This is a genomic window from Saccharopolyspora soli, from assembly GCF_022678645.1.
In the GTDB taxonomy this organism is placed as follows: domain Bacteria; phylum Actinomycetota; class Actinomycetes; order Mycobacteriales; family Pseudonocardiaceae; genus Saccharopolyspora; species Saccharopolyspora soli.
In genome coordinates this window covers 129,887-156,339 of record NZ_JALBWV010000009.1, presented here as the reverse complement: position 1 = coordinate 156,339, position 26,453 = coordinate 129,887, and the positions used below count along the sequence as shown (strand labels likewise).

The 26,453-nt window shown below is 68.8% G+C and carries 21 protein-coding genes; 18 read left to right on the top strand and 3 right to left on the bottom strand.

The features are described from left to right. Window positions 1-8: 8 nt before the first annotated feature. Both MOQ72_RS09335 and MOQ72_RS09330 read left to right on the top strand, forming a co-directional pair. Window positions 9-1,280, top strand: coding sequence for an alpha/beta fold hydrolase (locus tag MOQ72_RS09335; protein WP_242182010.1), 1,272 nt, complete (start codon window positions 9-11; stop codon window positions 1,278-1,280). 61 nt (window positions 1,281-1,341) lie between these two features. Next, window positions 1,342-2,577, top strand: coding sequence for a sensor domain-containing diguanylate cyclase (locus MOQ72_RS09330; protein WP_242182008.1), 1,236 nt, complete (start codon window positions 1,342-1,344; stop codon window positions 2,575-2,577). Between the two features lie 8 nt (window positions 2,578-2,585). On the opposite strand, the gene MOQ72_RS09325 is transcribed toward MOQ72_RS09330, so the two are convergent. After that, window positions 2,586-3,953, bottom strand: a complete 1,368-nt coding sequence (locus MOQ72_RS09325; RefSeq protein WP_242182006.1) for a dihydrolipoyl dehydrogenase family protein — start codon at window positions 3,951-3,953, stop codon at window positions 2,586-2,588. Window positions 3,954-4,125: 172 nt separating this feature from the next. Between MOQ72_RS09325 and MOQ72_RS09320 the strand changes: the two genes are divergently transcribed. The 8 genes from MOQ72_RS09320 to MOQ72_RS09285 all read left to right on the top strand — a co-directional run bounded on the left by MOQ72_RS09320 (window position 4,126) and on the right by MOQ72_RS09285 (window position 13,398). Then, window positions 4,126-5,715: an ABC transporter substrate-binding protein gene (locus tag MOQ72_RS09320; protein ID WP_242182004.1), complete on the top strand. Its 1,590-nt coding sequence runs from the start codon at window positions 4,126-4,128 to the stop codon at window positions 5,713-5,715. Beyond that, a complete protein-coding gene (locus tag MOQ72_RS09315) occupies window positions 5,715-6,671 on the top strand; it encodes an ABC transporter permease (RefSeq protein ID WP_242182001.1) in 957 nt (318 codons plus the stop codon). Before MOQ72_RS09320 ends, MOQ72_RS09315 begins: the two co-directional genes overlap by 1 nt. Further along, on the top strand, window positions 6,668-7,510 hold the full coding sequence (locus tag MOQ72_RS09310; protein ID WP_242181999.1) for an ABC transporter permease: 843 nt from the start codon (window positions 6,668-6,670) through the stop codon (window positions 7,508-7,510). The genes MOQ72_RS09315 and MOQ72_RS09310 overlap by 4 nt, the downstream gene beginning before the upstream one ends. Continuing rightward, the gene (locus MOQ72_RS09305) at window positions 7,507-9,234 is read left to right on the top strand and encodes a dipeptide ABC transporter ATP-binding protein (protein ID WP_242181997.1); all 1,728 of its coding nucleotides are present in this window, start codon (window positions 7,507-7,509) and stop codon (window positions 9,232-9,234) included. The genes MOQ72_RS09310 and MOQ72_RS09305 overlap by 4 nt, the downstream gene beginning before the upstream one ends. After that, window positions 9,231-11,222: a CocE/NonD family hydrolase gene (locus MOQ72_RS09300; RefSeq protein WP_242181994.1), complete on the top strand. Its 1,992-nt coding sequence runs from the start codon at window positions 9,231-9,233 to the stop codon at window positions 11,220-11,222. The genes MOQ72_RS09305 and MOQ72_RS09300 overlap by 4 nt, the downstream gene beginning before the upstream one ends. Further along, the gene (locus MOQ72_RS09295) at window positions 11,219-11,833 is read left to right on the top strand and encodes a TetR/AcrR family transcriptional regulator (protein WP_242181992.1); all 615 of its coding nucleotides are present in this window, start codon (window positions 11,219-11,221) and stop codon (window positions 11,831-11,833) included. Before MOQ72_RS09300 ends, MOQ72_RS09295 begins: the two co-directional genes overlap by 4 nt. Window positions 11,834-11,909: 76 nt before the next feature. Next, window positions 11,910-12,413 carry a hypothetical protein gene (locus MOQ72_RS09290; RefSeq protein WP_242181990.1) on the top strand — a complete coding sequence of 168 codons (504 nt, stop codon included), beginning with the start codon at window positions 11,910-11,912 and terminating at the stop codon, window positions 12,411-12,413. A gap of 442 nt (window positions 12,414-12,855) precedes the next feature. Next, window positions 12,856-13,398: a WXG100 family type VII secretion target gene (locus MOQ72_RS09285; protein WP_372495326.1), complete on the top strand. Its 543-nt coding sequence runs from the start codon at window positions 12,856-12,858 to the stop codon at window positions 13,396-13,398. 334 nt (window positions 13,399-13,732) lie between these two features. Here MOQ72_RS09285 and lipP1 read toward each other — a convergent pair whose 3' ends face one another. Next, on the bottom strand, window positions 13,733-14,677 hold the full coding sequence (gene lipP1, locus MOQ72_RS09280) for a LipP1 family hormone-sensitive lipase (protein ID WP_242181986.1): 945 nt from the start codon (window positions 14,675-14,677) through the stop codon (window positions 13,733-13,735). 303 nt (window positions 14,678-14,980) lie between these two features. Here lipP1 and MOQ72_RS09275 point away from each other — a divergent pair, with 303 nt between their 5' ends. Both MOQ72_RS09275 and MOQ72_RS09270 read left to right on the top strand, forming a co-directional pair. Beyond that, on the top strand, window positions 14,981-16,858 hold the full coding sequence (locus MOQ72_RS09275; protein WP_242181984.1) for a 2-oxoacid:acceptor oxidoreductase subunit alpha: 1,878 nt from the start codon (window positions 14,981-14,983) through the stop codon (window positions 16,856-16,858). After that, window positions 16,855-17,919: a 2-oxoacid:ferredoxin oxidoreductase subunit beta gene (locus MOQ72_RS09270; protein WP_242181982.1), complete on the top strand. Its 1,065-nt coding sequence runs from the start codon at window positions 16,855-16,857 to the stop codon at window positions 17,917-17,919. The genes MOQ72_RS09275 and MOQ72_RS09270 overlap by 4 nt, the downstream gene beginning before the upstream one ends. 46 nt (window positions 17,920-17,965) lie before the next feature. On the opposite strand, the gene MOQ72_RS09265 is transcribed toward MOQ72_RS09270, so the two are convergent. After that, window positions 17,966-18,061: an Imm1 family immunity protein gene (locus MOQ72_RS09265; protein WP_242181980.1), complete on the bottom strand. Its 96-nt coding sequence runs from the start codon at window positions 18,059-18,061 to the stop codon at window positions 17,966-17,968. Between the two features lie 256 nt (window positions 18,062-18,317). On the opposite strand from MOQ72_RS09265, the gene MOQ72_RS09260 reads away from it, so the two are divergent. The 6 genes from MOQ72_RS09260 (at window position 18,318) to MOQ72_RS09235 (ending at window position 26,418) form a co-directional block, all read left to right on the top strand. Next, a complete protein-coding gene (locus MOQ72_RS09260; RefSeq protein ID WP_242181978.1) occupies window positions 18,318-20,042 on the top strand; it encodes an amidohydrolase in 1,725 nt (574 codons plus the stop codon). A 105-nt stretch (window positions 20,043-20,147) separates the two neighbouring features. Beyond that, the gene (locus tag MOQ72_RS09255) at window positions 20,148-20,888 is read left to right on the top strand and encodes a polysaccharide deacetylase family protein (protein ID WP_242181976.1); all 741 of its coding nucleotides are present in this window, start codon (window positions 20,148-20,150) and stop codon (window positions 20,886-20,888) included. A gap of 107 nt (window positions 20,889-20,995) precedes the next feature. After that, window positions 20,996-22,342 carry a nucleotide sugar dehydrogenase gene (locus MOQ72_RS09250; RefSeq protein WP_242181974.1) on the top strand — a complete coding sequence of 449 codons (1,347 nt, stop codon included), beginning with the start codon at window positions 20,996-20,998 and terminating at the stop codon, window positions 22,340-22,342. 14 nt (window positions 22,343-22,356) lie between these two features. Continuing rightward, the gene (locus tag MOQ72_RS09245; RefSeq protein ID WP_242181972.1) at window positions 22,357-23,664 is read left to right on the top strand and encodes a carboxylate--amine ligase; all 1,308 of its coding nucleotides are present in this window, start codon (window positions 22,357-22,359) and stop codon (window positions 23,662-23,664) included. Window positions 23,665-23,674: 10 nt separating this feature from the next. After that, window positions 23,675-24,898 (top strand): NAD(P)-binding domain-containing protein, encoded by a 1,224-nt coding sequence (locus tag MOQ72_RS09240; protein WP_242181970.1) that lies wholly within the window; start codon window positions 23,675-23,677, stop codon window positions 24,896-24,898. Continuing rightward, entirely contained in the window at window positions 24,895-26,418 is a 1,524-nt protein-coding gene (locus MOQ72_RS09235; RefSeq protein ID WP_242181968.1) for a sugar transferase, read from the top strand. The genes MOQ72_RS09240 and MOQ72_RS09235 overlap by 4 nt, the downstream gene beginning before the upstream one ends. Window positions 26,419-26,453: the final 35 nt, after the last annotated feature.

The window sequence follows — 26,453 nt, the reverse complement described above, 5'->3', positions numbered from 1 at the left end:
GACGTCGGATGTCCGCTGTCACCTACCGCCGCCCCGGACTGGTCGCTCGGGATCACGTGTTCCGCGTGCCGTTGTGCTACGACGATCCGGCTGCTGGGGAGATCGAGGTCTTCGGGAGGGAGGTGGTGGCACCTGGCAAGCAGGACCAGGCGCTGCCGTGGTTGATCTACTTCCAGGGCGGACCGGGTGGCAAGGCCGAACGCCCGCTGAGCACCAGCGCCTGGCTGGGCCGGGCCCTGCAGGACTACCGGGTGCTGCTGCTGGACCAGCGCGGCACCGGGCGCAGCACCCCGGCCAACCGCCAGACGCTGGCCGGTATGTCGGCTGCCGAACAGGCCGAGCACCTGAGCCTGTTGCGCGCCGATTCGATCGTTCGGGATGCCGAAGTGCTGCGCAAGCAGCTGATCGGTGACGAGCCGTGGTCGGTGTTGGGGCAGAGCTTCGGCGGGTTCTGCGCGCTGACCTACCTGTCGCTGGCGCCGGAGGGACTGCGCCAAGTGGTGATCACCGGGGGGATCCCGACCCTGACCGGTCACGCCGACGACGTCTACCGCGCCGCGTATCCGCGGGTGCTGCGCAAGAACGACGCCTACTTCGCCCGCTACCCGGCGGACGCCGCCATCGCGCGGCGGGTCGTCGAACACCTCGCCGAGCACGAGGTGATCATGCCGACGGGGGAGCGGCTGACCCCGGAGCGCTTCCAGACCCTCGGCATCCAGTTCGGCCAGGGCTCGCAGTTCGACGCGCTGCACTACCTGCTGGAGGAGGCGTTCGCGGGGGAGGCGTTGTCGGACACCTTCCTGCGCGGGGTGGACCGGGTGGTCTCCTTCGCCGAACGTCCGCTGTACGCCGCGCTGCACGAGGCCATCTACTGCCAGGGCACCGCGTCGGAGTGGTCCGCGCAGCGGGTGCGCGCGGAGTTCGACGAGTTCGACTGGAGCCACGCGGACCGGTTCAACTTCACCGGCGAGATGATCTACCCCTGGATGTTCGAACAGGACCCGTCGCTGGTGCCGTTGCGGGAGGCCGCCGACCTGCTGGCCGCCAAGGCGGACTGGCCGCGGCTCTACGACCTGGACCGACTGGCCCGCAACGAGGTGCCGGTCGCCGCGGCGGTCTACCACGACGACATGTTCGTCGACCGCGACCAGGCGTTGGAGTCCGCGCAGCGGGTGCGCAACGTGCGGGTTTGGGTCACCAACGAGTACGAGCACGACGGGGTCAAGGCCGTTCCGGCGGTGCTGGACCGGCTGCTGGCGATGAACCGCGGCGAGGTCTAACGCACGGTTAGGACACCACGCCGCTGCGTGCCGTCCTCCGGCCCGCTATGGTTCGGTTCTCATGTTCCCCTCGGAGCCGAACTTCGCCGCGAGCGTGCCGTGGCAGCGCGTCTTCGACCAGGCAGAAGCTGCGATGGCGATCATCGACATGCAGGGCCGCTACCTGTACGTCAACGCGGCGCTGTGCCGGATGCTCGGCTACCGGCGCGAGGAGCTGGAGGGCCTGGACTACCGGAACGTCACGCACCCCGAGGACGTTGATCCGGAGGGGCCCGCGGAGTCGCCGGAAGCGCTGGAGAAGCGCTACATCCGCTCTGACGGCAGTGTCATCTGGGCGCTTGTGGTGCGGTCGTTCATCCGGGACGAAGACGGCGGGGCGCTCTACTACCTGTCCCAGATCCAGGACATCACCCGACGTCGCGAGGCCGAACTGCTGTGGCAGCGCAGCTTCGCCAACGCGCCGATCGGCATGGCGGTGCTGGACCTCAAGGGCGCGTGGACCGCGGTCAACGACACGCTCTGCAACATGCTCGGTTACAGCCGCGAAGAGATGCTCTCGATGTCGTTCTCCGACATCACCTACGAGGACGACGAAGAGCAGGGCATGGCCGCGCTCGCCGACCTCGTCTCGGGCGAGGTGGACAGCGCGAGCGTGGAGAAGCGCTACCGGCACCGGGAAGGTCATCCGATCTGGATGCTGATCCGGGCGACCACGGTGCCGGGCGCCGACGGCACCCCCGCGTACGTGGTCAGCCAGTACGAGGACATCGGCGAGCAGCGCCTGGTGGACGCCCACCTCGCGCACCTGGCGCTGCACGATCCGCTGACCGGGCTGGCGAACCGGGCGCTGCTCGCCGACCGGCTCGACCACGGGCTGCAGCAGCTCGCTCGCGGCGATGGCGTGCTGGCCGTGGTGCTCGCCGACCTGGACCAGCTCAAACCGGTCAACGACCGCTTCGGGCACGCGCTGGGAGACCAGCTGCTCATCGCCACCGCGCGCGAGTTGCAGTTGGCGGTGCGGGCCGGTGACACCGTCGCCCGCATCGGCGGCGACGAGTTCGTGGTGGTCAGCCTGCTGCGGGACGAGGCGGCGGCGCAGGCGCTGCGCGAGCGCGTCGAGCGGCACCTGAACGCCGAGGTGGTGGTCAACGGCATCCGGATCCGGTTGTGCGCCAGCGTCGGCCACGCCGCGACCGCCGATCCGGCGCTCGCCCCGGACATGTTGCTGCACGCCGCGGACCGGGACATGTACGTGAGCAAGCGGCGGCGCCGGGAGGCGCGCGGCGGGAGCCGCTGACCGCCGGGTCAGACGTCGAGTTCGGCCAGTGCCGCCTCGATCGCCCGGTGGAACGTCGGGTAGGCGTAGATCATTTCGCGCAGCCGCTGCACCGGGACCTCGGCGTGCACCGCTACCACGAGCGCGCCGATGATCTCGCCGCCTGCGGGTGCGACGACGGTGGCGCCGACCAGCACGCCGCGGTCGGCGTCGGCGACGAGCTTGATGATCCCCTCGTTGCCGACCTTGTGGATGAATCCGCGCGAGGACGCCGGGATCTGGGTGATCCCGGTGCGCACCGGGATGCCCTGCTCCCGAGCGCGGGATTCGGTCAGCCCCACGCTGGCGACCTCGGGGTCGGTGAAGGTCACCGCGGGCATCGCCCGGTAGTCGGCGACTTCGTCGCCGTTGCCGAGGATGTCGGCCGCGGCGATGCGAGCCTGGTACATCGACGTGTGCGTGAAGGCCCCGCGACCGGTGACGTCACCGAGCACCCAAAGCCCCTCGGCGGCGCGCATTCGCCCGTCGACCTGGATGGTCCGGGCGGTTTCGTCCAGTCCGAAGGTCGCCACGCCCAGCGAGCTCACGTCGGTGCGTCGACCCGCCGCGACCAGCAGCCGTTCGGCGGTCAGCACCTCGCCGGTGTCGAAGCGCAGGTGGAACTGGTCGTCGTACTTGATGTGGTCGATGCCGCAGGAGGTGTGGATGCGGATGCCGTCGGCGCGCAGCGCTTCGGTCGCCACCTCGCACGCCTCCGGCTCGGCCGTCGGCAGCAGCCGGGACTGCGATTCCAACAACGTCACCGCGGTGCCGAAGCGGGCGAAGACCTGTGCGAACTCCACCCCGACCGGCCCGGCACCGAGCACCAGCAGGGACTTCGGCGCCTCCCGCGCCCGCACCGCGTCGCGGTTGGTCCAGTACGGACTGTCCGCGAGGCCGTCGATCGCCGGAACCACCGGATCGCTACCGGGGTTGAGCACGATGCCGCGTCGGGCGCGGAACACCTGGTCGCCGACGGTGACTTCGCCGGGCGCGGTGATCCGGCCGAACCCGCGCACCAGCCGACCGCCGAGGTCTTCGAAGCGCCGCACCGCGGCCTCGTCGTTCCAGTCGGCGGTGGCCTCATCCCGGACCCGGTCCGCCACCGGCGCCCAGTCCGGCTCAACAGTGGACCGTCCGGCGAGCTGGGGCACCCGCCGGGCCTCGGCGAGGGCGTCGGAGGCCCGGACCATCATCTTGGTCGGAATGCAGGCGAAGTACGGGCATTCACCGCCGACCAGTCGCGCTTCCACCCCGACCACCGCCAGGCCCGCTTTCGCGAGTTCTCCGGCCAAGGATTCGCCGCCCGGTCCCATCCCGATGACCACCACGTCGACGTCTTCGGCCACCGCACTCACCCCATTCCGTCCTCGGTGCCGCCTCCCAGCGCAACACCGAGTCGTGGGGTGCGCCACCCCGGCGGCTGACCACGGCAACCTATCGGAAGGTTGGATTTTGCGCGGGCAAGCACTATCGTACGTCAACCAACTGAGTTGGACAGTTGTACGATTAATGCTTGGTGGCGAGTAGGTGGACGAACAGCAGCAGGCCCGTGGTGCGGGCCGGATGCGCAGACGAACCCTGTTGGGCGCCGGTCTGGGACTGATGGGCACCGCCGTGCTGGCGGGCGGGTGCGGTGGTGCGGGTGCGGCGCCGCTGCCCACCGCGGCGGCGACCGGTGTGCCACGACCCGGCGGCGTGCTGCGCATCGCGCGGCCGCCCGCGTCGCAGGCCGAGACCCTCGATCCGGCCAGTTCCCTGTCGGCCTACGAGTACCTGGGGGCGTTGTACAACCGGGTTGTCCGGATAGATCGGGACGGCGAGGTCGCGCCGGACCTGGCGGAATCGTGGGAATCCGATCCGCTCGGCATGCGGTGGCGGTTCCGGTTGCGCCGGGACGTGCACTTCCACGACGGAAAACCGTTCACCGCCGCCGACGTCGTCTACACCGTGCGGCGCATCCTCGACCCGGCGCTGTCCTCGCCGCAGGAAGGCGTGCTCTCGCCGCTGCTCGATCCGGCCGGGATCAGCGCACCTGACGAGCACACCGTGGAATTCGCGTTGAAGTCGCCGAACGCGGAGTTCCCCAGCCTGCTCACCGCATACCAGTGCTACGTGGTCCCGGACGGCAGCGGTGCGACCATCGCGCAGACCGGGATCGGCACCGGCCCGTTCCGGCTCGAATCGTTCACCGCTGCTGGCCGCGGGCGAGTGGTGGCCAACCCGGACCACTTCGCCGGTGTGCCGGTGCTGTCGGCCATCGAGTACTTCTCCATCGCTGACACGCAGGCCAGGGCGAACGCGCTGCTGGCGGGACAGGTCCACCTGCTGTCGCAGACGAACCTGGACTTCGCCACCGCGCGGGTGATCAACTCCGCGCCCCGCACCACGATCGCCCGAGCCCCGAACTCCCAGTGGTACGGGTTGCCGATGCTGTGCACCGCACCGCCGTTCACCGATCCGTTGGTGCGCAAGGCGTTCAAGCTCGCTTACGACCAGCAGTCGGTGTTCGACGTGGCGATCCAGCGCGCGGGTGCGCTGGGCAACGACAACCCGGTTCCCCCGGACAATCCGATGTGGACGGACTACCGGGTGCAGCACGATCCGGACCGGGCGCGGGCGCTGCTCAAGCAGGCCGGTCAGGAGAACCTCGCACTGGACGTGTACACCTCCAGCTACGACCCGGTGTTCACCCCGATGGCCCTGGCCTTCGCCGATTCCGCCGCCCAGGCGGGTATTCGGCTCCGGGTGCGCACGGCGTCAGCGGACTCGTACTACTCGCAGATCTGGATGCGGCAGCCGCTGTGCGCCACCTACTGGTACACCGGCCGGCCGATCGACCAACTGCTCAACCAGATCTTCCGGGGTGGCTCGTCCTACAACGAAACTGGCTGGGCCGATCCCGCCTTCGACGCGATGCTCGACGCCGCCCGCCGCGAGATGGACCCGGCACGGCGCCGGGTGCATTACCAGGACGCGCAGCGCTACGTGGTGGACAACAGCGGCTCGATCACCCCGATGTTCGCCGATCGCTTGGTCGGGATCTCCCGCGAGGTGCTGAACTACTCGGAATACGGCTTCGAGTTCGACTACCTGCACATCGGACTCCGGGAGTCGTGATGTTGAAATTCGTGTTGCAGCGGCTGGCATCGGCGGTGCTGACCATCGTGCTGTCGTCGCTGCTGGTGTTCTTCGCGGTCCAGGCGCTGCCGGGCGATGTCGCGACCCAGGTCCTCGGCCGGGACGCCACTCCGGAGGCCGTCGCGGCGATGCGCGAGCAGCTGCACCTGGACGTACCGGCCTGGCAGCGGTACCTGTCCTGGGTCGGCTCCGCGCTGCACGGCGACTTCGGCACTTCGCTGGTCTCCGGTGATCCGGTGGCGGCTGATCTCGGGTTGCACCTGCGGAACACGCTGCTGATCGCGGTGGTGACCATCGTCGTGGCGATCACGGTGTCGCTGGCGCTGGGCGTCATCGCCGGGCTGTACCGCGACCGGTGGCCGGACCTGGCGATCTCCTGGCTGAGCCTGATCGGGATGAGCATCCCGGAGTTCGTCGTGGCCACGCTGCTGGTGCTGGTGTTCTCGGTGACCGTGCCGCTGCTACCGGCGGTGGTGCTCGACGGTCCGAATGCGACAGTCGCCGACCTGCTGCCCGCGATCTGGTTGCCCGCCGCCGCGTTGGGCGTGGTGATGGCCGCCTACATCGTGCGGATGGCGCGCACCAGCGTGATCGACGTGATGGCCACGGAGTTCGTCACCACCGCCACGCTCAAGGGGCTGGGGCGTTGGCGGGTGGTCACCCGGCACGCCCTGCCCAGCGCGTTGCTGCCGACGTTGAACGTGATCGCGATGAACATCGCCTGGCTGGTCGGCGGTGTGGTGGTGGTCGAGAACGTCTTCAACTACCCGGGCGCCGGGAAGTTGATGCTGGAGTCGGTCTACGACCGGGATCTGCCGATGCTGCAAGCGATCGCGCTGCTCGGCGCGTGCATTTACGTGGTGTGCAACCTCGCCGCCGACCTGGCGGCGATGGCGTTGAACCCGAAGTTGCGTACCGGGGGAGGGAAGGCGTGAGCGCATTGCGAACCCGGCTGCCGCTGTCGACGTCCGCGCGCATCGGCCTGGTGATCGTGGGAGTGCACATCCTGCTGGCGCTGCTGGCTCCGCTCATCTCGCCGTACTCGCCGGTGGCCAACGATCCGGCGCAGGCGTTGCTGGGTGGGAGTTGGCAGCACTGGGCGGGCACCGACCAGTACGGGCGGGATGTGCTTTCCCGTGTCCTGCACGGCGGTCAGTACGCGCTGACGGTGTCGTTCCTCGCGACGCTGTGCACGGTCGGGCTCGGCACGCTGATCGGCACGTTCGTGGCGCTGCGCGGCGGATGGCTGGACAACGTGGTGATGCGGGTGCTGGACGCGGTGCTTTCGGTGCCGCCGATCCTGGCGCTGCTGGTGATCGTCACCGTGTTCGGCACCGGTTCGGGGGTGATCGTGCTGGCGGTCACCGTCGTCTACACCCCGGCGGTGGTCCGGGTGGTTCGCGCCGCGGCGCAAGGCGTTGTGCCCGCCGACTACGTCACGGCGGCGCGCGCCCGCGGCGAGCGTGCGCTGCCGATCCTGGTGCGGGAGATCTTCCCGAACATCGTCGACGTGGTGTTCGTGGAGTTCGCGATGCGGGCTTCGTGGGCGGTGCTGCTGATCAGTTCGCTGTCCTTCCTCGGATTCGGGGTGAACCCACCGGCGCCGGACTGGGGGCTGATGGTGGCGGAGAACCGAACCGCGATCACCGTGGTGCCGCTGGCCAGCCTCGCGCCGATCATCGCGTTGGCGACCCTGGTGGTGGGCCTGAACCTGGCCGCCGACGGGTTGTCGAAGGCGTGGGGCGTGGACCGCATTCGGAAAGGAACCGCATGAGCCTCGTCGACGTGCGCGACCTCTCGGTCGCCTACCGCGCTGGCCGCCGTGACGTGACCGTGGTGCGGGACGTGTCGCTGCGGGTCGAGGCCGGGCAGACGCTGGCCCTGGTGGGCGAGTCGGGAAGTGGCAAGTCCACCATCGCCGGGACCTTGCTCGGTCACCTGCGGCACGGCTCCCGGCGGACCGCGGGGCAGGTCCGGATCGCGGACCAGGACGTCTTCTCGTTGTCCGGCAAACAACTCCGGGCCCTGCGCGGCGGGACCGTGGCGATGGTCGCGCAGAACGCGGGCTCGGCGCTGACGCCCTCGATGCGCATCGGAGGGCAGCTGGACGAAGCGCTGCGCGTACACCAGCTCGACGGCGGAGCACGTCGTGGGAGGGTTGTCGAGCTGCTCGAACAGGTGCGGCTGCCGGAGCCCGACCAGCTGGCGAGGCGCTATCCGCACCAGCTGTCCGGTGGCCAGCAGCAGCGGGTGGTGATCGCGATGGCGATCGCGGCCCGCCCGCGGGTGCTGGTGCTCGACGAACCGACCACCGGGCTGGACGTGATCACCCAGCGCGGCATCCTCGACCTGCTGGCCACCTTGGCCGACGAACTGTCGTTGGCGACGGTGCTGGTCAGCCACGACCTCGGTGTCGTGGCGGCGATGGCCGACCACGTGCACGTGCTGCGCGATGGCCGGACCGTGGAATCCGCCCCTGCTGAGCGGCTTTTCGCGGCGCCCGCCGAGCCCTACACCCGGCAGCTGCTGGCCAGCGTGCCGCGCATCTCCGACGGCGGACTCGTCGAGATCGACGCTGACGGCTCGCGGCGCACCAGAGCGCGCACTGCGGTGCCGGATGCCGATCCTGTGGTGGATCTCGACCAGATCCGCGTCGGCTACGGCAGCCGGACCGCGGTCGATGACGTGTCGTTGCAGCTGCGGCGCGGGGAAGTCCTGGCGCTGGTCGGCGAGTCGGGCAGCGGCAAGTCCACGCTCGCGGCGTCGCTGGCCGGTTTGCGGCCCCCGACTGCGGGACGGTTGCGCTACCTCGGTGAAACACCGGGAGACCTGCGGGTTCCAGCCGAAAAACGCCCGCGCGACCTGCGTCGCAAGGTGCAACTGGTGTTCCAGAACGCCGACACGGCGCTCAACCCCCGGCGCAGCGTGCGGGATTCGGTGCGCCGACCGCTGCGCCTGTTCGGCATCGTGCCGCCAGCGTTGCGCGCCAAGCGCACCGAAGAACTCATCGAGTCGGTGCGACTGGACGCCGCGCTGGCGGAGCGCTTGCCCGCGCAACTGTCCGGTGGGCAGCGGCAACGCATCGGCATCGCGCGAGCCCTGGCCGGGGAGCCGGAGGTGATCATCGCCGACGAGATCACCACCGCCCTGGACGTGTCCGTGCAGGCGCAGGTGCTCAACCTGCTCGACGACCTGCGCCGCGAACACCGGCTCGCCTGCCTGTTCATCAGCCACGACCTGGCCGTCGTGCGTGGCATCGCCGACCGGGTCGTGGTGCTGTACCAGGGAAAGGTGGTCGAGCAGGGCAGCACCGAGGCGGTGTTCGCCGGGCCCAACCACCCCTACACGCGCCAACTGCTCGACGCCGCGCTGGAACCAGACCCGCAGGCCACCGGGAGCGCCGGAACGGCCCCGGCCTGGGAACACGACGACCACGACGAGACCTGGATCGACGCCGGGGACGGGCACCTGATCCGGCGCTGGAAGGAGATCGGGTGAGGTACCGGGAGCGCTTCGACCGGGAAGTGCTGGTCGAGGAGTGCTGGATCCCGACGCGAGACGGCACCCGGCTGCACGCGCGGATCTGGCGGCCCGCAGACGCCGTGCCGGTGCCCGCGCTGCTGGAATACCTGCCGTACCGCAAGGGCGACTGGACCGCGCCGCGCGACGCGCAGCGACACCCGTACTACGCCGGGCACGGCTACGCATCGGTGCGGGTCGACCTGCGCGGCAGCGGCAATTCCGAGGGCGTCATGCTCGACGAGTACACCGCGACCGAGCTGGCCGACGGCGTCGACGTCATCGAGTGGCTGGCGGATCAGCCTTGGTGCACCGGGAAGGTCGGCATGTTCGGCATCTCCTGGGGCGGCTTCAACGCGTTGCAGATCGCGGCACTGCGCCCGGAGCCGCTGAAGGCGATCGTCACGGTGTGCTCGACCGACGACCGCTACGACAACGACGTGCACTACACCGGCGGCGCGGTCCTCGGCATCGACATGGCCGCGTGGGCGGGCACGATGCTGGCCTTCACCGCACGCCCACCGGACCCGTCGGTGGTCGGCGACGAATGGCTGAAGATGTGGCGCGAACGCCTCGACGCCGCCGAGCCGTTCCTGCACACCTGGCTGGCGCACCAGGAACGCGACAACTACTGGCGGCACGGCAGCATTTGCGAGGACTACGCCGCCGTGCAAGCGGCAGTGCTGGCTGTTGGCGGCTGGGCGGATCCCTACCGCGACACGGTTTTCCGGCTCGCCGAACACCTTCGCGCACCGGTGCGCGGCATCGTCGGCCCGTGGTCGCACCAGTACCCGGACCGCGGCCTACCACCGGGACCGTCGATCGGCTTCCTGCAGGAAACCCTGCGCTGGTGGGACCACTGGCTCAAGGACGCCGACACCGGTGTCCTGGACGACCCACTGCTGCGCACCTGGATCCCGGAACCGGTCGCGCCGAGCACCTGCTACTCCGAGCGGCCCGGCCGCTGGGTCGGTGACGACGCCTGGCCGTCGCCGTCGGTGCAGGAGATCCGCTACGGCTTCGACGCGGAACTCTCGGGTTCGGCGGTAGTCGTTGCCAGCCCCGAGCACACCGGCATCGACGCGGGCCGGTACTTCCCGTTCGGCAACCGCAGCGACCTGCCGCCGGACCAGCGCGAGGAGGATGGCCGCTCGGTCTGCTTCGACTCGGCGCCGTTGGCCGAACGCGTCGAAATCCTCGGCCGGACGCGGGTGTCGCTGCGGATGGACTGCGACGTCGAGCGCGCCAACATCACCGTGCGGCTGTGCGACGTGGCACCGGATGGTTCGTCGATGCTCGTCACCCGCGGCGTGCTCAACCTGTTGGCCCGCAACGGCCGCGAGCGCGCCGACCCCTGGCGACCGGGCGAGCCGGAGACGGTGACCATCGACCTCTCGGCAATCGGCCACGCTTTCCCGCCAGGACACCGGATCCGGGTCGCGGTGTCGACGGCGTACTTCCCGTGGGTGTGGCCGCACGGTGCGCGCGCCACCGTCGAACTGGACCCGGCCGCGAGTGCGCTGGTGCTACCGGTGCGCGCGGCGGACTCCGACGGCTCGATCTCGTTCGAAGAACCGGAACAGGCGCCGCCGCTGGCAGTGCGGACCGGGGCCGCACCGGATCGGCCCGAGCGGGTGGTGCGCCGGGATGTCGCCAACCGCGAGTGGATCCTGGAAGTCGACCCCAACTACGGCGGCTCGCGAACCTTCCCCGACGGGCTCACCTACACCGAGCAGGCCACCGAGACCTACCGGATCCGCGAGGACGACCCGCTTTCCGCGACCGCGACATCACAGTGGACAATCAGCCTGCGGCGGGCCGATTGGCTGGCGGAGGTCAACACCACGACCGAACTGCGCGCGACCCGAGAGGAGTTCATAGTGGACAGTCGCCTGGACGCCGCCGCCGACGGGGAAACCGTGGTGTCGCGCCACTGGCGGCAGCGGATCCCGCGGAGTTCGGCATGACCGGCCGACGTGCCGTGCCCGCCGAGCAGCGCAGCAGGCATCCCACCGAGGTGCGCCGCCGCCAGGTGGTGCGCGCCGCGCTCGAACTCATCTCCGAACGGGGCATCACCGGGGTCAGCGCCCGAGACATAGCCAGGCACGCGGGCATTTCGCCGGGCACCATCACGTACCACTTCTCCGGGGTGCACGAGATCTTCGCCGAAGCGATAACACTGGAGATCGAGGAGTACTACACGCCGCTGATGGCTGAATTGCGCACCCTGGACCCGCGCGAGGCGCTGCGCGGAGTGATCGACGCGCAGTTCACCGCCGAAACGAAGCGGCACTGGCGCCTGTGGTTCGAGTACTGGCTAACGGGCCTGCACAACGAAGACTTCGTCGACCGCCAAGCCAACCGCTACGCGGCCTGGCACGAGCAGATCCGCGACATCATCGCCGCAGGCCAGGACAGCGGAGCGTTCACCGGTGCTGACGCGGATGAGGTAGCGGTGCGCTTCGTAGCCCTCGCCGACGGTCTAGCCCTGCAGTGGCTACGCGGCGTCCCGCCGCTAACGGGTGCCCAAGCCCGCGACCACCTGCACCGCTTCATAACCGACGAACTGGGCGCGTGATCAGGCCGATTGCGGCCGTTCGCCATGCATCGGCTGTTACAGTGCTCCGCGTTGTCGGGACCGGGGAGTAGCAACGATGGGCCTGTTTGACTGGATGTCCGGGACGAAACACCCGCCTGGTGGGGTCGCACCTCGGTCTGCCGAAGACGTTCGCGCGGCTCTTCTGGCCGTGAACGGCCCGGACAGGCCGTTCGTGGTGCGTGATGGTCAGGCGGACGGGGTGGATCTGGTCGCCGAATGGAAGATCGCCGATGCTCAGTGGTTCGGCTACTTCGGCAACGTAACCACGGTCAACAGAACGCTGATGCGGCTCAATCCGGGGAAGAACGAGGTTCGCGCTGTCGATCAAGAATGGTCGGTCACGTGGATCGGTGATTCGCCGAGACTGACGCTGGCGTCGGAGTTCAGCCGAGGCCAGATCAACAAAAAGTCATTTGTGACATCTCTCAGTAGAGACGAGCACGGCAACGTCGTTAAGACGACTCGCACATTCTCCACCAACGACTTGAAGCCTCCTCTTCGCGATGCTGTCACGGGCTCGGGATGGGTCTGGCGTGGTTTGCTGATCGGCAAGCTCTGAGTTGTTGAGGCTGCTTGACCAGCGATCTCGGTTGATCCGAAAGACACATTCAGTCGTAGGCCAGCGTTTGCTTGGTGGACGCTGAAACCACCTGTGCTGTATAGAAATGCAGGAAAGGCGGAAATATGGGGGATGGATTCAACACCGATCCGGCAATACTTCGAGACGCAGGTTCTCGCATTGTTAACGCGATCGGGGAAATGAAGGGGGGCGATCTGGCGAGCCTCGGCGGCAGATCCGATGCGTGCGGGCATGATGGCGTATCCCGAGCACTCACCGATTTCTGCTCGGCCGTAGAGCTTTCCGCTCAAGTTCTGGTGCAGACAAGCGAGGCAGCAAGTAGCGCACTACATGACACAGCTCGGTCCTACGTCGGTCGCGACCAAGAGGCACAGGCCGCCATTCAGCAGATCGCCAACGAGTTCACTTCTGGGGGCCGGTGATGGTTGAGCTGGGGCAGACCACTGACCCGAAGGCTCTGATTCCTGGGGATCCAGACACGGTTGAAGACATGGCGGCCAAGATCCGTGCGCAGAGCGAGAAGTTCAACGCAGTCGGTGAGGATCTCAAGCATGTCGATGTCGTCGGTTGGTCGGGTGCGGCGAGTGAAGCGTTCATGGACCTCTTCTCGAAAGAGCCGCCGAAGTGGCTGAAATCCAGCGACGCCCTTGACTCAGCAGCGAAGGCACTGATCGAGCACGCGGGAACGCTGCGCTGGGCTCAGGAGCAAGCCACCGAAGCCATTGCCCTGTGGCAAGAGGGCGAGGAAGCTACCGCGAAGGCCAAAGACCAGCAAAATGCTGCTGTCGCCCAGGCAAACGCGCAGAACCGAGCCAACGTCGCCGACGGGCACTCTAACGTCGTCGCTGTCGAACCGTTTTCAGACCCTGGTGAGCCGAATCGATCACTCGACTTCACCAGGCGGGCACAACCGTTTCCTTGTCCCAACGAACCGAATTCGGGTCTAACGAAGCCCCCGGTTTGACCCAGGTCCTGAGGGTTACTACGTGGATTCAAGAGAATCTCACTGAGCTGATCCAGTGTCAGGTGTACCTGTCCATGTCGGACAAAGATCGACCTAGCGAGCGGGCGGTCATCAGGCTGAGTCTCACTGCTACGGAAGATCAGTTCAGCGATGTCGTGGGCGACTTCCAAGAGTTCGTCGCCTCGGTCCAACCCGAAAATCCCGGCGCTAACCCAGGCGCATAACGCTTGTAGACTGTCACTAAATTAAAGCGATCGGCGGGTCTTTGTCGATGAAGGCGCCCTTCACCGCTCAACTGAACGGAGCGTCACTCGCGCTGCTGTGCAAAGCGAGTTCAAGGATGGGCTTTGAGCGCTTCGCGTAGCACCTTGTGGACTTCGGCCATCGCTTCTGCGGCGACCGGGATCTCGTCGGCGCCTCCGGCGAAACCGTGGAACAGGCCCGGACAGTGCTGGACGGTCGTCGGCACGCCCGCTTCCTGAAGCCTTTCGGCGTAGCGCTGTCCTTCGGTTCGCAGCGGGTCGCGTCCGACGGTGAGGACGTGCGCTGGGGGCAGTCCGGCTAGGTCTTCGGCTCGCAGCGGCGAGGCGTATGGCTGGTTCCGGTCGGCGACGTCCGGTACGTACTGGTCCCAGAACCACACCATGTGGCCTTTGGTCAGCAGGCAGTCCGGTGCGCTGTCCAGATAGGACTCATTGGTGAAGTCGTGGTCGGTGACCGGGTAGATCAGCAGTTGGAAGGTCAGCTGCGGGCCACCGCGCTCGGCAGCCAGCAGCGCCGTCACCGCGGCGAGGTTGCCGCCCGCGCTGTCCCCGGCGACCGCGAGGCGGGTCGGGTCGCCGCCGAGTTCGGCGGCGTGTTCGGCGGCCCAGCGCGTCGCGGCGTAGCAGTCCTCGGCCGCCGCCGGGTAGCGGTGCTCCGGGGCGAGCCGGTAGTGCACTGCGATGACTATCGCGCCGGAGCCGTTGGCCAGGGCGCGGGCGGTGCCGTCGTGGCTCTCCAGGTCGCCGAGCACCCAGCCGCCGCCGTGGAAGAACACGACCACCGGAAGTGGGTCGCCGTCGACGCTGGGCCAGTAGATGCGCACCGGGATCTCGACACCCGGCGGGCCGGGGATGCGTCGATCCGCCACCTTCGCCACCGGCGGGCGGGGCCGGTCGGCCGCTCCATCGGCCATCAGTGTCCTGGCCTCGGCCGCGTCGGTGACCGCGCCGCCGAGGTCGGGGAAGTGCTCCTGCATCAGTGCGACAAACGGCTCGGCGTCCGGATGCAACGGCATTGTTTCCTCCAGCGCGACTAGATCGTCGCAGTGATGTAAACCGACGAGGTCGCGTGAAGGTATCGGCCGTTCCGGCGAACGTGCTCCCGCATCATGGGAAGTGATCAGTCGTGTTGCAGATCACAAGAATTCGCGGTACGGGGGACCGGTAGATCCACCGCACGAGCCTGGCCTCGGCACGACCGGTGTGCGCCAACGTGCGGAGGTCAGCGGAGCAAGGCCCACTTCTGATCGGAATAGAAGACGGACCTGTATCGTTTGCCACAGAGTTGCGTTGCCTGCAGGTGAAAGGGAACGGGTCGATTGAGTACGACGAACGGGCACCGGTCGGACGGAACCCGGAAGCTGAACCGGGTGGTCATCCGGTTCGCCGGTGACTCCGGCGACGGTATGCAGCTGACCGGGGACCGGTTCACCTCGGAGGCGGCGGCCTTCGGCAACGACCTGGCGACGCTGCCGAACTTCCCCGCCGAGATCCGGGCCCCCGCCGGGACCCTGCCCGGCGTATCCAGCTTTCAGTTGCACTTCGCCGACTACGACATCCTCACCCCTGGCGACCGGCCGGACGTGCTGGTGGCGATGAACCCGGCCGCGCTGAAAGCCAACATCGGCGACCTGCCGCACGGCGGAATCCTGATCGTCAACACCGACGAGTTCACCAAGCGCAACCTGTCGAAGGTCGGTTACGACAGCAACCCGCTGGACGGCGACGAGTTGGCGCGCTACTCGGTGCACCACGTCGCGATGGCCACCCTGACCCAGGGCGCGCTCGAAGGCACCGGGTTGGGCAAGAAGGACGCCGAGCGCTGCAAGAACATGTTCGCCCTCGGCCTGCTGTCCTGGATGTACCACCGGCCGACCGAAGGCACCGAACGGTTCCTGCGCGAGAAGTTCGCCAAGAAGCCGCAGATCGCCGAAGCGAACCTGCTGGCGTTCCGGGCGGGCTGGAACTACGGCGAGACCACCGAGTCGTTCGCGGTCACCTACGAGGTCGCGCCCGCCAAGCTGCCCGCCGGGACCTACCGGCAGATCACCGGCAACACCGCGCTGGCCTACGGCATCGTGGCGGCGGGGCAGCGCAGCGGACTGCCGGTGTTCCTCGGCACCTACCCGATCACGCCCGCTTCGGACGTGCTGCACGAGCTGGCCAAGCACAAGAACTTCGGCGTCACGACCTTCCAGGCGGAGGACGAGATCGCCGGTGTGGGCGCCGCCCTGGGCGCTTCCTTCGGCGGATCGCTGGGCGTGACCACCACGTCCGGGCCGGGGCTGGCCCTGAAGTCGGAAACGATCGGACTGGGCGTGACGCTGGAACTGCCGCTGCTGGTCTGCGACATCCAGCGCGGCGGACCGTCCACCGGCCTGCCGACCAAGACCGAGCAGGCGGACCTGCTGCAGGCGCTCTACGGCCGCAACGGTGAGTCGCCGGTGCCGGTGATCGCCCCGTGCTCGCCAGCGGATTGCTTCGACGCCGTGCTGGAGGCCGCGCGGATCGCGCTGACCTACCGGACGCCGGTGGTGCTGCTCTCCGACGGCGCGATCGCCAACGGCTCCGAGCCGTGGCTCATCCCGGACGTCGACCAGCTGCCGGACCTGCGGGTCCAGTTCGCCACCGAGCCCAACGCCCTGGACGGTTCCGGGGAGTTCTGGCCGTACGTCCGCGATCCGGAAACGCTGGCCCGCGAGTGGGCGGTACCGGGCACGCCGGGCCTCGAACACCGGGTCGGCGGCCTGGAGAAAGCCGACGGCAAGGGCAACATCTCCTACGACCCGGACAACCACGACAAGATGGTCCGGCTGCGCCAGGCCAAGATCGACGGCGTCCGGGTACCGGACATCACCGTCGACGACCCCGACGGCGACGCCCGCGTGCTGGTGCTCGGCTGGGGTTCGTCGTTCGGGCCGATCGGCGCGGCCTGCCGCCGGGTACGCGGCAACGGCATGTCGATCGCGCAGGCCCACCTGCGCAACCTCAACCCGATGCCGGGCAACTTGGGGGATGTGCTGCGCAGCTACGACAAGGTCATCGTCCCGGAGATGAACCTCGGCCAGCTGGCGATGCTGCTGCGGGCCCGCTACCTGGTCGACGTGCAGTCCTACACGAAGGTCGCGGGACTTCCGTTCCAAGCCGAGGAGCTGCAGAACGTGCTCACCGATGTTGTGCAGGGGGTGTCCGCGTGACCGCAACGGAGCTGGGAATGCCGGTGCTCGGCGGGTTGGCCGGGGTGCCGGTCACCGACGAGCCGCAGAAGGCCAAGGACTTCAAGTCCGACCAAGAGGTCCGCTGGTGCCCGGGGTGCGGCGACTACGTCGTGCTCAACGCGGTGCAGAGCTTCCTGCCGTCGCTGGGGCTCAAGCGGGAGAACATCGTGTTCATCTCGGGCATCGGGTGCTCGTCCCGGTTCCCGTACTACATGAACACCTACGGGATGCACTCCATCCACGGCCGGGCGCCGGCGATCGCCACCGGCCTGGCCACCTCCCGGCCGGACCTGTCGGTGTGGGTGGTCACCGGTGACGGCGACGCGCTGTCCATCGGCGGCAACCACCTCATCCACGCCCTGCGCCGCAACGTGAACCTGAAGATCCTGCTGTTCAACAACCGGATCTACGGCCTGACCAAGGGCCAGTACTCGCCGACCAGCGAGGTCGGCAAGGTCACCAAGTCGACCCCGGTCGGTTCGCTCGACCACCCGTTCAACCCGGTGTCGCTGGCCCTGGGCGCGGAGGCGTCGTTCGTGGCGCGGGTGATCGACTCGGACCGCGCGAGCGTGACCGAGACGCTGCAGGCGGCAGCGCAGCACCGGGGCAGCGCGCTGGTGGAGATCTACCAGAACTGCCCGATCTTCAACGACGGGGCCTTCGACGTCCTCAAGGACAACGAGGAGAAGCAGCGCCGGATCGTCCCGCTGAAGCACGGCGAACCGGTCGTGTTCGGCCCGGAGGATGAGCGCTACGGCGTGGTGCCGAACGGCGACGGCGGCTTCCGGATCTCGAAGCTGTCCGAAGTGGACGAGAGCGACGTGGTGGTGCACGACATCACCAGGGACGACCCGTCCTACGCCTTCGCTCTGTCCCGCCTGGGAGGCCAGGACCTGAGCCCGGCGGTGACGGGCATCTTCCGAGCCGCCCAGCGGCCGACCTACGACGACCTGGCCCGAGCCCAGGTCGACGGAGCGAAGCAAGCGAAGGCTGCGAACCTCCAGTCCCTCCTCACGGGCAACGACACCTGGACGATCTGACGGTTAGCAACACATGAAGCCCCGCCGTGGTTCTCGCGGTGGGGCTTCAGTAGTACTGACCGGGCTGCCACTCGATGTAGGTGGGCCGGGCACCAGTCCGGCAGAATTCCGCGACAGCGGCACGAACCTGGCCAAGCGGCAACAGAAGGCGTGTTGCTCAGCGCCAGCCGGTTGTGTTTCGCCCGTGAGTCTTTCCTGGGTCGTGAGTGCGTGATCGGGCTCCAACCCGCTTTCGCACTCACGACCCTCTTGGGGACCACCGGGGCTGGTGCTGTGCGTAAGCAGGGCTCGGGCTCGGCGGTTGCGGTGCGCTCCGGTGGTTCATTGACTGGTCAATGACTTTGGCCTTACCTTCAGCTGGGAGTTGATCACGCGAGCGCGACCAATGGAGGTCGGCCATGTGCCAGGCGTGCTGTCAGCGTTCCCCGCAGCCCCGGATCTCGCGGGCGCAGTTCCTCAAGCTCGTCGGACTGGCCACTGCGGGGGCCGCGGTCTCCGCCGGTTGCGCGAGCGGTGATCCCGGCGCTGGTCCGCGGACCGGGCGGACGTTGATCGACAACGTGCGCGGGTTCACCCTGACCGCCAGTGGGCCGTACGAGTTCAGCAGCCTGTTGATCGAAGCCGATGGTCGCGTCGGCGGGCTGGACGTCGGCACCGCCGGTGGCGCCGAACGCATCGACGGGCGCGGGCGCGTGCTCATCCCCGGACTGCACGATGCGCATGGGCACTTCGGGCAGTTCGGGGCCAACATCTCGCAGCTCAACCTGGCCGGGACGAAGTCGTTGGCGGAGGCGATGCGAGCGCTGCGCACGTTCGCGGAGCAGCGCCCGGATCGGCCTTGGATCCAGGGGCGCGGCTGGAACGACGTGATCTGGGGGCTCGGCCGGTTGCCGTCCGCGGCGGACCTGGACGCGGTGGTACCCGACCGGCCGGTGTGGCTGGTCCGCGTCGACGGGCACGCCGGGGTGGCGAACTCGGCCGCGCTGCGGCAGGTCGGCGTCAACCGGGACACGCCGACCCCGCCGGGCGGTGAGATCGTGCGCGGGCCGGACGGTGCGCCCAGCGGTGCGTTCGTCGATGCCGCGCAGGACCTCGTCGAGCGGCACCTGCCGAAGCCGACCGTTGACGACATCAAGCAGAACTTCCTCGCCGCGCAACGCAAACTCAACGAGGTCGGGCTCACCTCGGTCAGCGACGCTGGCACCAGCGCGGCCGAACTCGCGGTGCTGCACCAACTGGCCAACGCTGGTGAGCTGACCATCCGCGTCAATTCGTTCCTGAGCTACGACGCGTATCGCGAGCTCGGCGTGCAGGCGCGCGGTGATTCGTTCGTCAACGACATGCTGCGGGTGCGCACCGTGAAGCTCTACATCGACGGCGCGCTCGGCAGCCACGGCGCGGCGATGTTGCAGCCCTACGACGACGATCCGGGCAACTCAGGGCTGCCGCAGATGGATTCCGCCGAGCTGAAGAATCGCGTCACGCAGGTGATGCGGGACGGTTTCCAGGTCGCCACGCACGCCATCGGCGACGCCGGCAACCGGATGGTGCTCGACGCCTACGCGGCGGCCAGCGCCGAGGTCGGCAGCCAGCTGCGGAATCGCATCGAGCACGCGCAAGTCCTGGCGGTGGAGGACATCTCCCGACTCCGGACGAACGGCATCATCGCTTCGATGCAACCGGTGCACGCCACCGACGACATGAACATGGCCGAGACGCGTGTCGGGCACCGGCGGATCGCGGGCGCCTACGCGTGGCGGACCATGCTCGACCAGGGCATCACCATCGCCTCCGGCTCGGACTTCCCGGTGTCGTCGGAAAACCCGTTCGACGGCCTGCACGCCGCGATCACCCGCACCGACCGCGAGGGCCAGCCGGTCGGCGGGTGGTATCCGGAGCAGGCGATGCGCCCGGTGGAGGCGGTGCGCTCGTTCACCCTCGACGCCGCGTTCGCCGCGCACCAGGAACGGGTGCTGGGCAGCCTGGAACCGGGGAAGTGGGCGGACTTCGTCATCCTCGACCAGGACCCGCTGGAGCCGCCGCCCGGCCGGGCCCGCTGGCAGACCGGGACGCTGCAGACCTGGGTGGCCGGTCGCCGGGTGGGTGAGTACGGGGCGTTGTGAGGTTCGTGCTCATTGGGTAGGTCGATTACCGCACCGGAGTGATCCCGATACGGCGCTGGTTGCTTAGCGTTTGCGTGATCTGCTGCCTAGGAAAGCGGCGATGTCATGACGCAGACCGTGAGCAAGTGGACGTCGCAGGACACCGCGCGTCCGTTCCCGTACGTGTTGATGTATCACTCGGTCGCCGTATACGGCCACGATCCGTACCTGGTGACCGTCGACCCGCGCCGCTTCGACCGGCAGTTGGGCTGGCTGCGCCGCAACGGGCTGCGCGGGGTGTCCATGCGGGAGCTGATGCAGGCGCGCCGGATGGGTGACAGCCGCGGGTTGGTCGGGTTGACCTTCGACGACGGCTACGCCGACTTCGCCCACAACGTGCAGCCCGCGCTGGTGCGCCACGGGTGCACCGCGACGGTCTTCGTAATCGCCGGGCGGTTGGGCGGGCGCAACGTCTGGGATCCAGCCGGGCCGCGCAAGCAGCTGATGACCGCCCAGCAGATCCGCGACATGGCCGAGGCCGGTGTGGAGATCGGCTCGCACGGACTGCTGCACCAGCACATGTCCGAACTGGACGATGGTGAACTGCTCGCCGAGGTGGCCGAGAGCCGCGAGCTGCTGCGCGCGATCTCCGGGCAGGACGTGGGTGGGTTCTGCTACCCGTACGGGGACGTCGACGTGCGGGTGATGAACACCGTGGCGGCCGCCGGGTACGACTACGCGTGCGCCATCTGGCGGTCGTCGTTCTCCGGCTGGCACGCCCTGCCGCGCACCTATGTGGGTGATCGGGACGGATCGTTGCGGCTGCTGGCCAAGCGGGTTCGGCACGAGTTGACCAACAAGCGCTGAGCGTTCCTCAAGTTTCGGTAATCGCGCTCCCCCCGCTGTGGGAGTACTGGCCGGTAGTTCCGATGCGACGGTTTCCTCCAGCAGCACGGCGAACTGGGGGAGGGACCGTGAGCGAACACCCGCTGGCCTTGGCGATCAACGGTCGGGAACGACTGCTGGTCGATCGACTGGTCGCATTCGAACCGACCGCGCCCGAACGCACCGAATCGGTGGTCGTCGTCGGGCTCGGCTACGTCGGATTGCCCACCGCCTGCGCGTTGCAGTCGCCGACCGCGCAGGTCACCGGCTTCGACATCAGCGAGGACCGGTTGCGGGCGATCAAGACCGGCGATGTGGATCTGCCCGAGATCGAGCGGCGGCGGATGTCGGCCGCGCTGGCCGCTGGCAACCTGCGGCTGTCCAGCGACCCGTCGGTGCTCTCCGGCGCCGACGTGGTGATCATGTGCGTGCCGACGCCGGTGGACGCCGAGCACCAGCCGGACCTGGCCGCCTTGCGGGCCGCGTGCGAGACCGTCGTGTCATTCGCGCACCGCGGCCAGGTGATCATCCTGACCTCGACCACGTTCGTCGGCACCACCCGGCAGCTGCTGGTCGAACCGCTGCGCGACCGGGGCCTGGAAGTGGGCACCGACGTGCAGGTGGCGTTCAGCCCGGAGCGCATCGACCCCGGCAATTTCGACCACGTGCAACGGGAAACCCCGCGCGTCGTCGGCGGCGTCACCCAGCGGTGCGCCGAGCGGGCCGGTGCGGTCATCCGGCGGATGACCGACTCGGTGTACCTGGTGAGCTCGCCGGAGGCCGCGGAGCTGACCAAGCTCTACGAGAACATCTTCCGGGCGGTGAACCTGGCGCTGGCCAACGAGATCGCCGACGCGTGCGCGGTGCTGGGCCTGGATCCGATCGAAGTGACCATCGCGGCCGGGACCAAGCCGTACGGGTTCCTGGGCAGCTTCCCCGGTCCCGGTGTCGGCGGGCACTGCATCCCGTGCGATCCGCACTACCTGCTGTGGCAGCTGGGCAGCCACGGCCTGGCGGTTCCGGTGATCGAGCAGGCGATGCGTTCGATCGACCAGCGGCCCGGCCGAGTGGTGCAGCGGGTGGTGGAGATGCTCGGCGAAGCGGGCATCGACCACTCCGGGGCCCGAGTGGTGGTCGCCGGGGTCAGCTACAAGGCGGGCGTGCAGGACCTGCGGGAATCGCCTGCGCTGCCGATCCTGGCGGGGCTGCGGCGGCTGGGCATCGACGCGCACTACCACGACCCGCTGCTGCCGGAGATCACCCTGCCCGACGGCGCCCGGATGACCGGTGAGATCGCGCCCCGCGGCCGGGACTGGGACGTCGCGGTGATCCACACCGTGCATCCGGGCATCGACTACAGCTGGGCGCGGGACTGCCCGCGGGTGCTCGACGCGACCTACCAGTTCGACGCCGTACCGCACCGGTGCGTGCTGTGAAGGGGTTGTCGCTGATGGTCCCGTTCGACACGACCACCCCAGCGGTGGTGTTCAAGCTCGACCCGAACGTCATGCACCACGGCGGGCTCGGGGTGATCCGCAGTCTCGGCCGGGTCGGAGTGCCGGTGTACGCGGTGCAGGAGGATTCGCTCGCTCCGGCGGCGCACTCCCGCTACCTGCGCGGTCGGTGGCTGTGGAGCCCGGATCCGGCGGACCGCGAGGCGATCCTTTACGGGCTGGCGCAGCTGGCCGAACGGATCGGGCGGACGTCGGTGCTGATCCCGACCGACGACGCCGCCGCGATCTTCCTCGCCGAGCACGGTGATCCGCTGCGGTCGTGGTTCGAGTTCCCGCAACCGCCCCGAGATCTGCCGCGCCAGGTGGCCGGGAAGTACTCGATGTACGAACTGTGCCGCCGGTTGGGCGTGCCGTGCGCCGAAGCGACTCTGACCGGCACATGGGACCAGGCGCTGGATTTCGCGGCCAAGGTGGGCTTTCCGCTGGTGGCCAAGCTCGCCGCGCCGTGGCGGGCGGATGCGGTCGAGGTGCGCAGCACCACGATCGTCGGCGACACCGAGGAGTTGGCCGAGCTCTACGAGCTTTGCGGCGATGAGGCCGTGGGCGGGCTGATGCTGCAGGAGTTCATCCCCGGCGGGCCTGGCCACGACTGGTTCTTCCACGGCTACTGCGACAGCGATTCGGTGTGCCGCCCGGCCTTCACCGGCGTCAAGGAGCGCTCCTACCCGGCGCACGCCGGGTTGACCAGCCTGGGTCGTTGCGCGCACAACGACGAGCTGCTGCGTTCGGCGACCACGCTGCTGGAAAAGCTGGCCTTCAGCGGCATCGTCGATCTGGACTTCCGGTGGGACGCCCGCGACGAGCGCTACAAGCTGCTGGACTTCAACCCGCGGCTGGGCGCCCAGTTCCGGCTGTTCCACGACAGCGCGGGCATGGACGTCGCACTCGCGTCCTACCTGGACCTCACGGGTCAGCAGATCCGGACCGGGGAGCTGCCGGTGGGGCGGCGGTTCCTGGTGGAGAACTACGACCCGATCGCCGCGCTGCGGTACTGGCGGCGCGGTGAGCTCGGGTTGCGGGCCTGGGCGAAGTCGGTGCGAGGTGCGCACGAGACCGCCTGGTTCGCCCGCGACGACCTGCTGCCGTTCGCGCTGATGTGCACCTGGATGGTCTACCGGGCGGTGACCCGGCCCTGGCGGCGCCGCACCCGCCACCGGGATTTGACCGAACCCCAGTACGTCCCGGGCCGCAACTACGACCCGGACAACACGACGACCAGACGCCGCTGGCAGCGGCTGTACTAGGAGAGGACCGATGAACGATCTTGTCGATGTCGCCATCGTCGGGGCCGGGCCGTACGGGCTGTCGCTGGCCGCGCACCTTCGCCGGGCCAACGTGTCCTACCGGCAGTTCGGGCTGCCGATGAACCTGTGGCGCGCCCACATGCCGCGTGGCATGTACCTGAAGTCGCAGGGCTTCGCCTCGAACCTCGCCGATCCGGACGGCACGCACACGCTGCGCAACTTCTGCCTGGAGACCGGACGCCACTACGCCGACTACGGCGTGCCGGTGTCGCTGGCCGACTTCGTGGACTACGGCGAGTGGTTCCAACAGGGCCGCGGTTTGGAGGTGGAGGAGCAACTGGTCGTCGACATCGACCAGCGGCCGGGCCGGTTCGACCTGACGTTGTCCGACGGGCAACGGGTCGAGGCCAGCCAGGTGGTGGTCGCGGTCGGCGTCGAGTACTTCGCCCGGATTCCGGAAGCGCTCGCGGACCTGCCCACCGACCTCTGCACGCACAGTTCGGTGCACGACGACCTGAGCCGTTTCGACGGCCAGGACGTCATCGTGCTGGGTCATGGTCAGTCGGCGTTGGAGACCGCCGCGCTGCTGCACGAGAACGGGGCCAACGCGAGGCTGGTGGCACGTGCGCCCAGCCTGGTGTGGAACGGCAAACCGCTGCTCCCGGATCGTCCGCTGCGGCAACGGATGCGCGAGCCGGAGGCCGGGTTGGGTTCGGGCCTTTCCACGTGGTTCTACTCCGAGCAGCCGAAGTTGTTCCGGCACCTGCCGAGGGCGACGCGGGTGCACCGGGCGCGCACCGCGCTCGGCCCGGCCGGGGGTTGGTGGCTGCGGGAGCGGGTGGAAGGTCGCTTCCCGGTGCACGTCGGACACCGGCTGGACTGGGCCAAACCCACCGGTGACCAGGTGCGGCTGGGTGTGCGGGTTGGCGGCGAGATCCGCGAGTTCACCGCGGACCACGTGGTCAGCGCCACAGGCTACCCTCCCGACCTCACCCGGCTGCCGATGCTGTCCGGCCGGTTGCGCCGCGCGATCCGCACGATCGCCGGAACTCCGCGCGTCGGCCGGGATTTCGAGTCCTCGGTGCCGGGCCTGTACTTCGCCGGGCCGCTGGTGGCGCCCAGCCACGGACCGGTCATGCGGTTCGTCTACGGCGCGGACTACGCGGTGCGGATGATGACCGGCCGGATCGTCGCGACCACGGCGAGACCGGTCGTCGTCGGGGGTATCGGATGAGCGTGACCGACCCCGAGGTGGCGCCGCCGTGGCCGCTCGCGGCGGGCGGCCGGGAAGCGCAGCGGATCCGGCGAGGGGCCGCGGGCTGGTGGCTTCCGGCGGTCGACATCGCCGTCTTGGCGGTGCTGGTTCCCGGCGCGACCTGGCTGCTCGACGCGGGGTACGCGCTGGCAGTGCTCGCGGTGTTGGCCGCGCAGGGCCAGCACCGGCTGCGGATCTGCCTGCGGGTGTCGGACCAGTTGCCGCAACTGGCGATCGCGTCCGGTGTGCCGCTTCTCGCGCTCCTTCCGTGGCTGTCCGGCGGGAATCTGCTCCTGCTGGGTGGTTCGGGATTCGTCGGTTTGGTGCTCGCCCGCGGCGGTCTCTACGCAGCGCTGCGCGCCGCCTACCGGCGCGGACTGCTGAACGAGCCGACGCTGCTGGTCGGATCCGGTTCGCTGGCCGAGGAAATCGCCGAAGTGCTCGCCGAGCACCCGGAGTTCGGGTTGCGGCGCAGCGGTTTCCTGGACCGACCGGACGATCTGGCGTCGGTCATCGCCGCGCACCGCATCACGCGAGTGCTCATCTGCACCGGGGGCGTCAGCGATGCGAATCTGGTGACCGTGATCCGCGCTTGTCGACCGCTGGCCGCGGACGTGTGCGTGGTGCCCCGGTTGCGCGAGCTGGGCATGGCCCTGCCGCGAGCCAGCCTGGACGAGATCTGGGGCGTGCCCCTGATCCCGTTGCGCCGCTTCGGGCACAGCAGGGCGGGCGAGCTGGTCAAGCGGATCTCCGATGTTGTCCTAAGTGGACTCCTGCTGGTCGTGCTGGGCCCGTTGCTGCTCGTGCTGGCCGCGGCGGTCGGGTTGAGCGGTCAACGGGTGTTCTTCCGCCAGCTGCGGGTGACTCGGTCCGGGCGCACCAGCGAGGTCGTCAAACTGCGCACCGTCAACGGCGACATCGGGCACCGCTGGGCGGTGACCGCCGACCAGTGCAGCACGCTCGGGCGCTGGCTGCGCAACACCCACCTCGACGAACTGCCGCAGCTGATCAACGTGCTGCGCGGCGAGATGTCGCTGGTGGGGCCGCGCCCGGAGCGGCCGTACTACGCGGTGCGCTTCGGCCGGGAGATCCCGCGCTACGCCGACCGGCACCGGATGCCCGGTGGCATGACCGGCTGGGCGCAGGTGCACGGCTTGCACGGCGACACGTCCATTCCGGACCGGGCGCGGTTCGACAACCAGTACGTCGAGTACTGGTCGCCGTGGTTGGACGCGGTGATCGCGGCTCGGACGGTCGCGATCGTGATCCGGGCAGCGGCGCTGACCGGACTCAGTGTCTGTTCTTGGTCTTTGAAGCGGCGCCAGCCGCTTAGCCCACGTACGCCACTGGCACCGCCGCGGGTTCTCAGACCGTGCCCACTGGCGTTCTCTGCGAGGACTGCCACGACGCGGTGTATCGGCATACATGATGTCGGGGATCCCGGAGTCGAGACGGCGTCTGAGGTTCCGCTACCCGCACCGCAAAGCAAAACGAGTTGAAAGACGGCCCTTCTTCGACAGCAACGCTTTTGGGC

Coding starts and splice junctions, on each gene's coding strand:
- MOQ72_RS09335 (WP_242182010.1), top strand. CDS start 9: ATGTCCGCTGTCACCTACCGCCGCCCCGGACTGGTCGCTCGGGATCAC.
- MOQ72_RS09330 (WP_242182008.1), top strand. CDS start 1,342: ATGTTCCCCTCGGAGCCGAACTTCGCCGCGAGCGTGCCGTGGCAGCGC.
- MOQ72_RS09315 (WP_242182001.1), top strand. CDS start 5,715: ATGTTGAAATTCGTGTTGCAGCGGCTGGCATCGGCGGTGCTGACCATC.
- MOQ72_RS09305 (WP_242181997.1), top strand. CDS start 7,507: ATGAGCCTCGTCGACGTGCGCGACCTCTCGGTCGCCTACCGCGCTGGC.
- MOQ72_RS09295 (WP_242181992.1), top strand. CDS start 11,219: ATGACCGGCCGACGTGCCGTGCCCGCCGAGCAGCGCAGCAGGCATCCC.
- MOQ72_RS09290 (WP_242181990.1), top strand. CDS start 11,910: ATGGGCCTGTTTGACTGGATGTCCGGGACGAAACACCCGCCTGGTGGG.
- MOQ72_RS09285 (WP_372495326.1), top strand. CDS start 12,856: ATGGTTGAGCTGGGGCAGACCACTGACCCGAAGGCTCTGATTCCTGGG.
- lipP1 (WP_242181986.1), bottom strand. CDS start 14,677: ATGCCGTTGCATCCGGACGCCGAGCCGTTTGTCGCACTGATGCAGGAG.
- MOQ72_RS09260 (WP_242181978.1), top strand. CDS start 18,318: ATGTGCCAGGCGTGCTGTCAGCGTTCCCCGCAGCCCCGGATCTCGCGG.
- MOQ72_RS09255 (WP_242181976.1), top strand. CDS start 20,148: ATGACGCAGACCGTGAGCAAGTGGACGTCGCAGGACACCGCGCGTCCG.
- MOQ72_RS09245 (WP_242181972.1), top strand. CDS start 22,357: ATGGTCCCGTTCGACACGACCACCCCAGCGGTGGTGTTCAAGCTCGAC.
- MOQ72_RS09240 (WP_242181970.1), top strand. CDS start 23,675: ATGAACGATCTTGTCGATGTCGCCATCGTCGGGGCCGGGCCGTACGGG.
- MOQ72_RS09235 (WP_242181968.1), top strand. CDS start 24,895: ATGAGCGTGACCGACCCCGAGGTGGCGCCGCCGTGGCCGCTCGCGGCG.